The organism is Monashia sp. HAY1-2A (assembly GCF_056755315.1).
The window spans coordinates 1-12,241 of the sequence record NZ_JBNDHY010000130.1 but is presented as its reverse complement, the minus strand read 5'-3'; the positions used below and the strand labels follow the sequence as shown (position 1 = coordinate 12,241).

At 74.3% G+C, this 12,241-nt stretch carries 12 protein-coding genes and 1 pseudogene; 4 read left to right on the top strand and 9 right to left on the bottom strand.

The window, feature by feature from the left end; genetic code table 11:
* A pseudogene (locus tag ACPYOM_RS16915) lies at window positions 1-473 on the bottom strand (hypothetical protein); the annotation flags it as partial.
* Between the two features lie 58 nt (window positions 474-531).
* Between ACPYOM_RS16915 and ACPYOM_RS16910 the strand changes: the two are divergent.
* Window positions 532-1,740 (top strand): MFS transporter, encoded by a 1,209-nt coding sequence (locus tag ACPYOM_RS16910; RefSeq protein ID WP_481346853.1) that lies wholly within the window; start codon window positions 532-534, stop codon window positions 1,738-1,740.
* Between the two features lie 19 nt (window positions 1,741-1,759).
* On the opposite strand, the gene ACPYOM_RS16905 is transcribed toward ACPYOM_RS16910, so the two are convergent.
* From ACPYOM_RS16905 to ACPYOM_RS16895, 3 genes are all read right to left on the bottom strand, one after another.
* Window positions 1,760-4,798, bottom strand: a complete 3,039-nt coding sequence (locus ACPYOM_RS16905) for a helix-turn-helix transcriptional regulator (RefSeq protein ID WP_481346852.1) — start codon at window positions 4,796-4,798, stop codon at window positions 1,760-1,762.
* 173 nt (window positions 4,799-4,971) lie between these two features.
* Window positions 4,972-5,133 carry a hypothetical protein gene (locus tag ACPYOM_RS16900; protein WP_481342749.1) on the bottom strand — a complete coding sequence of 54 codons (162 nt, stop codon included), beginning with the start codon at window positions 5,131-5,133 and terminating at the stop codon, window positions 4,972-4,974.
* Window positions 5,134-5,288: 155 nt separating this feature from the next.
* Entirely contained in the window at window positions 5,289-5,894 is a 606-nt protein-coding gene (locus tag ACPYOM_RS16895) for a LysE/ArgO family amino acid transporter (RefSeq protein WP_481346851.1), read from the bottom strand.
* Window positions 5,895-5,964: 70 nt separating this feature from the next.
* On the opposite strand from ACPYOM_RS16895, the gene ACPYOM_RS16890 reads away from it, so the two are divergent.
* Complete coding sequence (locus ACPYOM_RS16890; protein ID WP_481346850.1) at window positions 5,965-6,879, top strand: LysR family transcriptional regulator ArgP; 915 nt, start codon at window positions 5,965-5,967, stop codon at window positions 6,877-6,879.
* On the opposite strand, the gene ACPYOM_RS16885 is transcribed toward ACPYOM_RS16890, so the two are convergent.
* Window positions 6,809-7,204 carry a rhodanese-like domain-containing protein gene (locus ACPYOM_RS16885; RefSeq protein ID WP_481346849.1) on the bottom strand — a complete coding sequence of 132 codons (396 nt, stop codon included), beginning with the start codon at window positions 7,202-7,204 and terminating at the stop codon, window positions 6,809-6,811. The two genes, ACPYOM_RS16890 and ACPYOM_RS16885, sit on opposite strands and share 71 nt — an antisense overlap.
* On the bottom strand, window positions 7,201-7,698 hold the full coding sequence (locus ACPYOM_RS16880) for a cysteine dioxygenase (protein WP_481346848.1): 498 nt from the start codon (window positions 7,696-7,698) through the stop codon (window positions 7,201-7,203). The genes ACPYOM_RS16885 and ACPYOM_RS16880 overlap by 4 nt, the downstream gene beginning before the upstream one ends.
* 295 nt (window positions 7,699-7,993) lie before the next feature.
* Here ACPYOM_RS16880 and ACPYOM_RS16875 point away from each other — a divergent pair, with 295 nt between their 5' ends.
* The gene (locus ACPYOM_RS16875; RefSeq protein WP_481346847.1) at window positions 7,994-8,959 is read left to right on the top strand and encodes a DMT family transporter; all 966 of its coding nucleotides are present in this window, start codon (window positions 7,994-7,996) and stop codon (window positions 8,957-8,959) included.
* A 23-nt stretch (window positions 8,960-8,982) separates the two neighbouring features.
* Here the strand turns inward: ACPYOM_RS16875 and ACPYOM_RS16870 are convergent, their stop codons facing one another.
* The gene (locus ACPYOM_RS16870) at window positions 8,983-9,951 is read right to left on the bottom strand and encodes a GlxA family transcriptional regulator (protein WP_481346846.1); all 969 of its coding nucleotides are present in this window, start codon (window positions 9,949-9,951) and stop codon (window positions 8,983-8,985) included.
* 93 nt (window positions 9,952-10,044) lie between these two features.
* On the opposite strand from ACPYOM_RS16870, the gene ACPYOM_RS16865 reads away from it, so the two are divergent.
* Window positions 10,045-10,203, top strand: a complete 159-nt coding sequence (locus tag ACPYOM_RS16865) for a hypothetical protein (protein WP_481346844.1) — start codon at window positions 10,045-10,047, stop codon at window positions 10,201-10,203.
* 104 nt (window positions 10,204-10,307) lie between these two features.
* Here the strand turns inward: ACPYOM_RS16865 and ACPYOM_RS16860 are convergent, their stop codons facing one another.
* The gene (locus tag ACPYOM_RS16860; RefSeq protein WP_481346843.1) at window positions 10,308-11,705 is read right to left on the bottom strand and encodes a tryptophan-rich sensory protein; all 1,398 of its coding nucleotides are present in this window, start codon (window positions 11,703-11,705) and stop codon (window positions 10,308-10,310) included.
* Between the two features lie 4 nt (window positions 11,706-11,709).
* A partial coding sequence (locus ACPYOM_RS16855) for a CPBP family intramembrane glutamic endopeptidase (RefSeq protein ID WP_481346842.1) occupies window positions 11,710-12,241 on the bottom strand: 532 nt, incomplete at its 5' end.

The window sequence follows — 12,241 nt, the reverse complement described above, 5'->3', positions numbered from 1 at the left end:
CCCCCCCCTCCCCCAACGACACCCCCCTCCCCCCAGATTACTACGCGTCTCGTGGGCTCGGAGATGTGTATAAGAGACAGCTCCTCGGTCAGGCCGTCGCGCAGGAGGACGTCGGGTAGGCGGTGGCTGGGTGAGCTCTCGGCGAGCTGCTCGCGCACGAGGTCGTCACCGAGCTCGCGCACGTCGTCGATCTCCTCGGCGAACGTGCGGGTGCCGGAGGTCGGGGCCGCAGGCGGCAGGCAGAGCCAGTCCGAGATCCAGCCGGGCCTCCAGCTGTGGTCGAGGACGGCGCGGCGCACCGGATGCGCGTCGAGCATCGTGTGGAACGCCTCGCCGTGGGACGCCGCCAGGGCCCGCCCCTCCGGGTCGGACGGGCGGACGAGGTCGTTGAGGGCGCCGACGGTCTCGATGCGCGGCGACACGACGAACCGGCTCCGTGCGAGCAGGTCCGCCGAGATCTGCCAGGTCCCCATGTTTCGCCTCCTCCCGAAACATTAGCCCAGCGGCGGCGGCATCCGGCACGGTACGGGCGTGCAGACGTACCGACAGCTCTTCGCCGTCCCCGAGTTCCGCGTCCTCTTCCTCGTCCAGTGCCTCAACATCGGCTCGTACGCCGTCGCGTCCCTGGCGCTCGGCACCATCACCTTCGCCGCCACCGGTTCGCCCGTCCTCACGGCCCTGTCGATGTTCGGTGCCCCGCTGATGCGGATCGTCGGGCAGTCGCTCTTCGGCTCCGGCTCGGACCTCGTGCGGCCCCGCGCCGCGCTCGTGCTCGTCGTCGCGACGACGCTCGTCACCGACCTGCTCCAGGCGATCCCGGGGCTGGCCTGGGGCTGGCGCTTCGTGCTGCTCGCCGTCGGGCCGCTCATCACGTCGGCGCTCGGCGGGAGCATGATGGCCCTCGTCTCCGACATCCTCCCGCGCGACGGGTTCATCCTCGGCCGGGCCACGATGAACGTCGCCGTCGGCGGCATGCAGATCGTCGGCTTCGGCATCGGTGGCGTCCTGCTCGTCCGCTTCACGACGACGCAGCTGTTCCTCGGGTCGGCCGCGGCCCTGGCCGTCGCGGTGCTGCTGCTGCGGTTCGGCCTGTCCGACCACCCGCCACGGCACGGCGGCGCGTCCGTCGTGCGGCGCACCCGCCAGGTCAACCGGCGTCTCCTCGGCTCGCCCGTCGTGCGGCCCATCTACCTGACGCTCTGGGTGCCGAACGGTCTCATCGTCGGGTGCGAGGCGCTCTTCGTGCCGTTCGCCGGGCCCCGCGCCGGCTACCTGTTCGCGGTGACCGCGGCAGGCATGCTCGTCGGCGACGTGGTCGTGGGGCGTTTCCTGTCGATCCCCATGCGGGACAGGCTGATCGGGCCGTTGCGACTGCTGCTGGCAGTGCCCTACCTCGCCTTCTTCGTCGTGCCGTCGCTGCCGCTCGCCGCGGTGCTCGCGTTCGTGGCGTCGGCGGGGTACTCCGCGAGCCTGCCGCTGCAGGAGCGGCTCGTCACCCACACCGACGCCGAGGCCCGTGGCCAGGTGTTCGGCCTCCAGGGGACCGGGCTCATGGTCGGCCAGGCGGTCGGTGCCCTCCTGGGGGGCGCGGTCGCGACCGCCCTCGGCGTCGGACCGGACGCCGCGGCCCGTGCCATGGGCGTCATGGCGGTGGCGTCCGTCGTCGTGTCGCTGGCCCTGACGCCGGGGCTGCGACGGTCGCGGCCCGCCGTCGCCAGTGCCGAGCGCCTGCGGGTCTGACCCGGGCCCGTCGCGCCGCTCAGGACGCGACGAGGCCCCGGCGTCGAGCGATCGCAGCCGCCTCGGTGCGTCCGCTGGCGCCCAGCTTGGCGAGCAGGTTGGACACGTGGACGCTGACCGTCTTGGTGCTGATGAACAGCTGCTTGCCGATCTGCCCGTTGGTCAGGCCCCGGGCGAGCAGCTCGAGCACCTCCCGCTCGCGAGCGGTCAGCTCGGCCTGACCTGCCACGACGCGCGCGGCCGACCGCGCGGCCGCCGGCACCGCGCGCTCGAGCTCCGCGAGGAGGGGGCGGGCCCCGAGCCGTTCGGCGACGGCCCGTGCCGCGTCGGCCTCCTGACGCGCGGCGGTGTCGTCGTCGAGCGCGTGGAGGGCGGCCGCGAGCCGCGCCCGGGACCGGGCGGTCTCGTAGACGTGCCCGTACCGTTCGAAGGCGGCGACGCTCGCGCGCCACGCCGCGACGAGGTCGTCGGCACCGGGCGGGTCGTCGAGGTCGGTGGCGCGCCGCAGCCGCAGGGCCTCGGCCTCGGCCCGGGCCAGCCACGCCCACGTCTCGCGGCTCGTGCGCTCGAGGTCGGTGGTCTGCTCCGGGTCGGCGGGCTCGAACGTCGGTCGGGTGGTGCGCTCGACGGCCGGCTTGAGGGCGCCGATGCGGCGCGCCCGGGCCAGGAGGCGCTCGGTGAGCGCGACTATCCGCCGGCGGACGGCGGGATCGGCCGTCGCAGCCGCCGACGCGGCCTGGCCACCGACGAGGGCGGCGAGCCGGACGACGGCGTGGTACTCGCCCCACGCGGCGTCGAGCGTGCCGACGGCGTCCTCGACGAGCTCGACGAGCTCGTCGTGCCGCCCGGCGTCGCCGAACAGGTCGATGCCGGCCATCACGGAGAGCACGACCGCGAGACCGTCGTAGGACCACCAGCGCCGCAGCCGCGCGAACAGGTCGGTGTCGAGGGGTTCGCCGCGCCCGGCACGGACGTGCAGGAGGGCGCCGGTGAAGATCGTGCCGCCCGGCTCCGGTGCCGGAGCGTCACCGAGGTCGAGCCGACGGACCGCGCCGTCCCAGTCGCCGAGCTCGTAGGCGGTAAGGCCGCCGAGCAACCGGCACTCCTGGCCCCACGGCGCCCACTCGCGGTTCATCCGCCGTGCCAGCTCGGCGCCGGCGTCGTAGCGCTGCAGGGCGGTCGGCAGGTCGCCACGGCGGTGGGCGAGGGAGGCGAGCTGGTGCTGGGCGCGCAACCGCAGCGGGTCGCCAGGGTCGAGCCCGTCGAGCACCGAGCGCAGGTGCGTCTCGACCGCGTCGAGATCCTCCTGGACCTCGAGCACGCGCGCCTGGATGGTGCGAACGACGGCCAGCTGGCCGGCGAGCCCGAGCCGCTCGGCGAGCACCGACACCTCGTCGCCGACGCGTGAGGCCTCGATCCACAGCCCGAGGTCGATGAGCGCCTGGAGCCGCGCCGACAGGACGCGGACCCGCCGCTCGTCCGGCGTCGGCGGGTCGACGAGGGCGAGGGCCTCGTCGGTCAGGGCCAGGGCGTCGAGCGGCACGTCGAGGTTCCGCCCCACGTGCACGAGGGCGGCGAGCAGGTCGGCGCGCGCCTCCGGCCGCTGGGACCGGCCGGGGTGGGCGAGCCGGTCGCGCAGCAGGTCGACGGCCCGCACCGGGTCCCCCGCGACGGTCGCCGCCTCGGACGCGCGGAGCGTCACGTCGTCGCGCGCCGGGTCGTCCTCGTCGAGCCACGACAGCGCCCGTTCGAGGTGCTGCAGCGCGTCCTGCGGGCCACCCATGGACATCGCGGACTCCGCGGCGGCGCGGCTGGCCTCGACCGCCGTCGTCAGGTCGCCGACGGCGGCCGCGTGCCGGGCGCGCTCGGACGCCGGGGCCAGGCCGGGGTGCTCCGACAGGACCGACGCGTAGGCGCGGTGCAGCCGCAGCCGCTCCCCGGGCAGGAGCGAGTCGGCGACGGTCTCGCCGAGCAGCGCGTGCCGGAACGTGTACGCGGGGGGCCAGCGGGTCTCGAGGACGTGGTGCTCCACGGCGGCCGCGAGCGCGGCCTCGAGCTCGGCGTCGGGCAGGTCGACGACCCGGGCCAGGAGCTCGTGCCCGAGGTACTGACCGCCCTTGAGGGCGATGGCGCGAAGCACGCGCTGCGCGGTGTCGTCGAGCTGCTCCACGCGGGCCCGGAGGACCCGGCTCAGGCCACCGGTCAACGCCTGCCCGGCCGCGGCGCTCGCGACGAGCTCCTCGGCGAAGAACGGGTTGCCCTGGGCACGGGTCGCGATCTCGTCGGCGGTGCCGCGGTCGGTGGGGGCGCCCTCGAGGTGGGCCACGATCTGGCGGACCGCGTCGTCGGCCAGGGGCGCGAGCTCGATGCGCTCGACCCCGGCGATGCGCGCCCACACGGCGAGCGTCTCGTGGAGGGGGTGGCGTCGGTGCAGGTCGTCGGAGCGGTAGGTGACGACGAGGGCGACGTCAGTGGTGAACCCGCGGGTCAGCAGCAGGGTGAGGAGGTCGCGCGAGGAGTGGTCGGCCCAGTGGACGTCCTCGACGACGAGGAGGGCCGGCGTCGCGCCGCCGAGCGCGGTGAGCAGGGCGTGGACGCCCTCGGCCACCTGCCCGGGGTCCGTGGCCGGCGCGGCGGGCGCCGAGGCGGGGACCGACGCGATCGCCGCGGCAGCCGCGTCGGCGCGGGTCGGCAGCAGGCGGGCCAGGCCCGGGTGGGTGGCGAGCACCGCCTCGACGACCTCGGGGTGGCGCGCGTCGATCGCGCCGAGCAGCTCGACGAAGGGCAGGTAGGCGAGGTTGCCGCCGGCGAGCCCGACGCAGTGACCGACGGCGGTGAACCAGCCTGCGTCGGCGGCGTCGCTCGCCAGCTGTCCGAGCAGCCGGGACTTGCCGATGCCGGCGTCTCCGGACACGACGACGACGCCCCCGGTGCGCGTCCGGCCACCCGGTGCAGCAGCGGGTGCGGTACCGGGTGCGCCGGCGTGGAGCCCGACGGCGTCGAAGAGGTGGTGCAGGTCGGCGTCCCTGCCGATGAGGGAGCCGGTGCTGAACGGCATGGAGGGAATCATCCCGTACCCCGGCGACAGCGGCGGGAGGGGTGCACGCCTGTCGCCGGGGTCGGGGCCCGGGCCGGGGCCGGGTCCTGGGCCGGGAGTGGGAGCGGAGGCGGGACGGGTGGGGAGAGCGGTGGGCCTCGCCGCCGTCGCCGCCGGCACTGACGTCACCGCTCTCACCGGGCGCGCTCGGGGCGCTGCACCTCCCGGTCGGTGCGGTTGTGGGTCCGGCGGATGATCTCGAGGGAGGAGACGCGACGGGGCCGGTGCCCGGTGGGGGCGTAACGGGCCTCGACGGCCGCGCGGACGATGCTGTAGTCGCTGATCGACGTGCTCATGATCGGTGTCCTTCGCTGCTTCCGGATGGGTTCTGCTGACTCATCCAGAGTCGGCGGCTGAGGTAGGGCGGCACATCGGGTGACCTGCGTATCCGGCGTGGGCGCGCTACCTCAGACCGCTACCTCAGACGCGTGCGGGCCGTGCCGCGGCCGCCTCAGCCGAGCACGAGCGGCACGGCGACGGCGACCATGACCAGCGCCACGACGACGTCGAGCACCCGCCACGTCACGGGCCGGGCGAAGAGGGGAGCGAGCAGCCGTGCACCGTAGCCGAGGCCGGCGAACCACGCGGCGCTCGCGGCGATGGCGCCGACGACGAACCACCAGCGTTCGTCCGCACCCTGCTGGTTGGCCAGCGACCCGACGAGCAGGACCGTGTCGAGGTAGACGTGCGGGTTGAGCCAGGTCAGGGCGAGGACCGTGGCGAGGACGCCCCCGCGCCGCCCGGCCGTGGCCGCGTCGTCACCGGCGCGCAGGGCGGCCGGGTGCCGTGCGCTCCACAGCGACCGGACCGCGAACCCGACGAGGTAGGCCGCGCCGAGCCAGCGGGCCCACGCCAGCACCGCCGGGTGGTCGGTGACGACGCGCCCGACGCCGAGCACACCGGCGACGACGAGGAGGGCGTCCGAGGCCGCGCAGACGGTCACGACGAGACCGACGTCCCGACGCGTCAGGCCGGTGCGCAGGACGAAGGCGTTCTGGGCGCCGATGGCGACGATGAGGGAGGCCATGGTGAGGAAGCCGGCGAGGCTGGCGGTCATGACGACGACGCTAGATCGTCGCCACTCATCAGTGAAGCGACGTTTCCTTCGGGATCATTAGCATTGCTTCATGCGCCTGCGCCCGGACCAGCTGGCCGCCCTCCTCGCCATCATCGAGACGGGAACGTTCGAGGCCGCCGCGCGCCATCTCCACGTGACCCCGTCGGCCGTGAGCCAGCGGATCCGCGCGCTGGAGAACGAGATCGGTCACGTCGTGCTCGTCCGGGCCACGCCGTGCCGGGCCACGCCCGCCGGCGAGTCGCTCGTCCGCCTCGCGCGCCAGCAACGGCTACTGGAGGACGAGGTGACCCGCGACCTGGCCCCCGCGGCCGGGGGCGTCGTCGACCTCAGCGTCGCGGTCAACGCCGACTCCATGGCGACCTGGTTCGGTGCGGTGCTGCGCGAGGTCGCGACGTGGGACGGTGTCGTCCTGCGGCTGCGCGTCGAGGACCAGGACCACTCGGCGTCCCTGTTGCGTGCCGGTCAGGTGCTCGCGGCCGTCACGTCGGATCCCGCTCCGGTGCAAGGCTGTTCGACCGAACCTCTCACGACCCTGAGGTACGCGCCCGCCGCGACGCCGGTCCTCGTCGACCGGTTCGCGCGCGGGCGTGGTGTCGACTGGGCCGCGATGCCCGTGGTGCGCTTCAACGCCAAGGACGACCTCCAGCAGCGGGTCCTCGATCGGCACGGCGTCACGACCGCACCACCGACGCACGAGGTGCCCGACGGTGGCGGCTTCGTCACCGCGGTGCGCTCCGGTCTCGGCTGGGGCATGCTGCTGGAGTCCCAGCTGGCACCGGCCGTGGCGGCCGGCGAGGTGGTGCGGATCGGCGGGCGCGACCACGTCGACGTCCCGCTCTACTGGCAGCGCTGGCGCCTCGGGTCCGGCCACCTCGACCGGCTCACCGACGTGGTCAGGCGGGCGGCGACGCGGGGTCGTCAGCACGGCCGAGCCACTCCCGCCACGCCGCGAACCCGCCGATGACGTCGGTGGCGCGATGGATGCCGAGGTCCTGCAGGGACGCCGCCGCCAGGCTCGAGGAGTACCCCTCCTGGCACAGCACGACCACCTCGAGGTCGTGGCGCGCGATGGGCAGTGCGGCCTCCGAGGCCGGGTCGAAGCGCCACTCCAGGACGTTGCGCTCGACGAGCAGCGCCCCGGGCAGCTCGCCCTCTTCCCGACGCTGGGCCTCGGGCCGGGTGTCCACGACGACGGCGCCGCGCTCGCGGACGGCGGCGTCGGCCTCCTCGGGGGTCAGTCGGTGCAGCCGGGCGCGGGCTCGGGCCAGGACCTCGTCGATGCTGTTCACCAGTCCACTCCTGCCGCCTGCTCCTCCTCGACGACGAGTGCGCCGTCGACCTCACGGTAGCTCGTCATGAGTGTGAGCCTGGGGGCGTAGACGTGCAGGCTGACGGCCGGGTCGGGGCCGAGGTTGGTGACCCGGTGCAGGTGGCGGCGACCGAAGGTGCGCTGGTCCCCGGGGTCGAGCCGGACACCGGGCGCGGTGACGCGTCGCACGGGGTCGAGGTCGACGGCGCTGCGGTACCCGGCGACCTCCTCGGTGAGGACGCCCTGCAGGACGACGAACGAGCCCGAGCTGCCGCCGTGGTCGTGCCACGGCGTGCCCTGGCCCGGCAGCCAGGTCAGCAGCCACGCCTCGTGGTCCTCGTCCGCGTGGAGGCGGGCGTAGTAGCGGGTGACCGGGTCGAAGTCGACGAGCCGCGACCAGAGGGTCTGCTGGCGGGCGAGGCGTCGAGCCGTGTCGGCGAGCTGGACGGGTGTGCGGGGAGCGTTGCGGGACATGCCGAAGGAGGCCTTTCGTGGCTGCGGTGGAGTCGGTGCTGCGGTGCACTGCGCTGCGGTGCTTTGCGCTGCGGTGCACCGCGGGAGGGAGGCCCGGCGGGCGGGCCTCGGGGCGCTCATCGCACCCGGCGACATCGCTCTCGGACGGCGCTCGCATAACTGCACGTTTCCACATCAAGAAGCGTAACTTATGCATCTTGTGCCGCAAGGGCTGTCCGGAATGTGGCGGCATACTGGCGCCGGACGGCCGGAAAAGAGAGGGCGCGATGTCGGTGCTGGCGCCTAGGTTGCTCGGGTGACCCTCGACGCCCGACGTGACCCCGATGCCCAGCCCGCACCGGAAGTGGTGCCGTCCGGGTCCAGCGCGCTGCGCCCGGCTGACCGCTGGCTCGTCCTCGGGGCCATGGCGCTGACGCTCGTGCTCTGGGCGTCGGCCTTCGTCGCGATCCGCCACCTCGGGCACGACGTCCCACCGGGCGCGCTGTCCCTCGGGCGGCTCCTCGTGGCGTCCGTGGCGCTGGCGGCCCTCGTGTTCCGCCGGCCGCGCACGTGGCCGGCCCGCCGCGACTGGCCGCTCCTGCTCCTGTGCGGCGTCGCGTGGTTCGGGGTGTACAACCTCGCACTCAACGAGGCGGAACGGCGCATCGACGCCGGCACGTCGGCCCTCGTCGTGCAGATCGGGCCGATCATCGTCGCGCTCCTCGCCACCGTGTTCCTCGGCGAGGCGATGAGCAGGTGGCTGCTCATCGGGATGGCCGTCGGCTTCGCGGGCGTCGTCGTCATCGCGCGCGGGTTCTCCTCCGGCGGCTCCGGTGACCTCGTCGGGGTGTGGCTCGCGGTGCTGGCCGCCGTGACCTACGCCGTCGGCGTGCTCGCGCAGAAGCCGCTCCTCGGGCGGCTGCCCGGGCCCGAGGTGACCTGGATCGCGTGCGTCGTCGGCGCCGTCACGTGCCTGCCGTGGACCGGTGAGCTCGTCGACGTCGTTCGGACGAGCGACGCGTCGTCGCTGCTGTGGATCGTCTACCTCGGGGTCTTCCCGACCGCCATCGCGTTCTCGACGTGGGCGTACGTGCTGGCCCGCGGCAACGCCGGGACCGTCACCCTGACGACGTTCCTCGTGCCGTTCATCGCCACCCTCATCGCCTGGGTGCTGCTCGACGAGGTGCCGCCCGCGCTGACCTTCCTCGGCGGTGCGCTCTGCATCGCGGGCGTGCTCCTGACGCGGCGCAAGCCCGGGCGGGCGTCCGCCCGAACGCAGTAGAGCCGGCCTGCTCGGAGCACGCCTCAGCCGGCGACGGCGCGCGGCGTGCGGGTGAACGCGCGGCGGTAGCGCAGCGGCGGGACGCCGATCTGTCGCTGGAAGTGGTGGCGCAGGATCGCCGCCGTGCCGAACCCGCTCTCGTGCGCGATCCGCTCGACGTCGAGGTCGGTCGACTCGAGCAGGTGCCGGGCGCGCAGCACCCGCTGGGTGGTCAGCCACCGGTGCGGCGACGTGCCGACCTCGGCCGCGAACCGCCGCGCGAAGGTCCGCTCCGACATCGCCGCGCGACGCGCCAGTGAGGGCACCGAGTGGTCCTCGTCGAGGTGCTCGAGGACCCAGTCGAGGACCTCCTGCAGCGAGTCGCACGACTGCCCCGGCACCGGCGTCTCGACGTACTGCCGCTGGCCGCCGTCCCGGTGGGGCGGCACGACCATCCGGCGCGCGATGCGCGTCGCCACCTCCGAGCCGAGCTCGGTGCGCACGAGGTGCAGGCACGCGTCGATGCCCGCCGCCGTGCCGGCGCTCGTGATGACCGGGCCGTCCTCGACGTACAGCACGTCGAGGTCGACGCGGGCCGTCGGGCAGACCTCCGCGAGCCGCGCGGCGTACCGCCAGTGGGTCGTCGCAGCGCGCCCGTCGAGGACCCCTGCGGCCGCGAGGGAGAAGGCGCCGGAGCACACCGACAGGACGTGGGCGCCGCGGGCCACGGCGTCGCGCAGGACGTCGAGGACGCCCTCGTCGAACGGTCCCTCGACGGTCCCGGCCGGGACGGCGACGAGGTCCGCGTCGCGGGCGGCGGCGAGGTCGTGGGTCGGGACGATGCCGATGCCGCTCGTCGTGCGGTGCACCTGCCCGGGGCGCGAGGCGCACACGCGGAAGTCGAAGGCCGGCAAGCCGTCGTCGGTCCGGTCGATGCCGAAGACCTCGCAGAGCACCCCGAGCTCGAACGCGGCGACCGGCTCCTGGACGACGACGGCGATGGTGCGCAGCATCCGCTCAGTCTGCCACGAGATTGGCAGGAAATCATCGGAGGGCGACTGTTCTGCCACTCGTGGCGGCATCCCGATGCGCGCAGACTTTCTGCCATGGACATCATCTTCTTCATCGCCCTCATCGCCCTGGTTCTCGCAGCCCTCGAGCCGCACCACCGCCGCACCTTCCACCTGCCGCACGCGCCGTTCGGTGCCGACGCCGACCGCGATGCCGACCTCCCGCGCGTCCTGCACGACGCGGTCCGTCGCTGACGGTGCTGCGAGCAGCCCCCACCGGCACCCGACGGCCGATCGCGTCGTATCCGGGCCTCTAGGCCTAGTCCTAGACAGGCCGATAGGCCTTCAGCGACGCGCCGTCAACGGTTGCGTCGGGCGACGGCCGCGGACAGCACCGTCGCGAACCCGCACCACGCCGCGTACGGCAGCAGCGCCGCACCGCCGGGCCTGCTGACGCGCAGGGTCCGCCGCGCGAGGTCGAGCCCGCTCGCCGAGAGCACCGCGCTCTCCACCGCGGCGAGGTCCGGACGTCGCGCCCCCCAGAACACCCAGCTCCATGCCGCGTTCAGCGCGAGGTTCGTGCCGAACGCGCGGAGGTAGGCGGCCCGCCCCGCGGTGTCACCGGCCCGGTCGAGGGTCGTCAGCGTCGACGCGGCGGTGGCCGCGAGGTCGGTGTAGAGCACCGTCCACACGAGCGGAAAGGCGACCGGGGGCGGCTGCCACGCCGGCTTGACCAGCGACCGGTACCAGCGCGAGCCGGGCCGCGTGCCCATCGAACCGGCCACGGCGCACGCGGCCACCGCCGTCCCGGCGACCACGGCGTTGCGCAGCGCGGTGTCGCGCGGCACGGTCCGCATCGCAGCGCGCACCGCGTCGTCGAAACCGGTGAGTCCACCCGGCACGTCGACGTAGCCCTCGATGTCGCGTTCCTTCGCCACGACCTCGTGCACGAGGCTGCCGACGAGCGGCTTGGCCAGGCCCGCGGAGATCGGCGTGACGAGCCCGACCCAGTGGCTCGCGAGCCGAGGCGTCAGCACGGGAACGGTCGCGACGAGACGGCGACGCCGTCCGGTGACGGCGGCGAACCGCGCGATCATCTCCCGGTAGGTCAGGACGTCCGGTCCGCCGATGTCGAACGTCCGGTTGACCTCCGGGGGAAGCGAACCCGCGCCGGCGAGGAGGGTCACGACGTCGTCGATCGCGACCGGCTGGATGCGGTTGTCGAGCCACCTCGGCGCGACCATGGCCGGCAGGCGGGTCGTCAGGTAGCGCAGCATGTCGAAGGACGCCGACCCGTCCCCGATGACCACAGCGGCCTGCAGCACCGCCGTCGGGACGCCCGAGCCGAGCAGGATCCGCCCGACCTCGACGCGTGAGGCCAGGTGCGGGGACAGCTGCTCGCCCGAGGGGTGCAGGCCGCCCAGGTAGACGATGCGTCGGATGCCGGCCAGCCGGGCGGCCTCGGCGAACGTCGTCGCGGCGGCGCGGTCGCGCCGCTCGAAGTCGGGACGGTCGTCCATCGAGTGCACGAGGTACCAGGCGGCCTCGACGCCCTCGAGCGCCGCCCGCAGGTCGCTCGCCGAGGAGACGTCGCCCTCGGCCACCTCGACGCGAGAGCGCCACGGCTTGTCGGCGACCGACGAACGGCGCCGGGTGAGGACGCGGACGGTCCAGCCGGCATCGAGCAGCCGGGGCACGAGGTGGCCGCCGATGTAGCCGGAGGCACCCGTCACGAGGGCGGTTCGGGCGGAGGTCATGGGATCACCTGGTCAGCTCGAGGGCGGGTGGGAGGAGCACGAGCATCCCGGTCGACCACACGACGTGCGTGATGACCGGACCGAGGAAGCCGCCGGTGACACGGCGCTGCAGGCCGGTCACGAGGCCGAGCACCGCTGCGGCGAGGACGAGGAGGGGGACACCGGTGCCGACCGTGGTCAGCGCGTAGAGGCCGGTCGTCAGGGTCACCGGGTGGCGTGGGAGGGCGGCGTAGAGGGCGCCCCGGAAGTAGAGCTCCTCGACGACGCCGTTGAGGAACGTCAGGGCCAGCACCGCTGCGAACGCGCCGAACCGGGCGTGGTCGAGCAGCTCGTCGACCGGTTCGCGCAGCAGGGGGACGCGCGCCACGACCAGCGCTCCGGCGAGGAACACGACGAGCAGCAACGTGCCGAGGACGAGGGACTGCACGACGGGCCGAGCCCGCTCTCCCCGTCGGGTGCGGCCCATGCCGGCGTGCAGGGGGCCGGACGCCAGTGCGCCGAGCAGCCACAGGGCCGCGAGCCCCAGCGTCGCGACG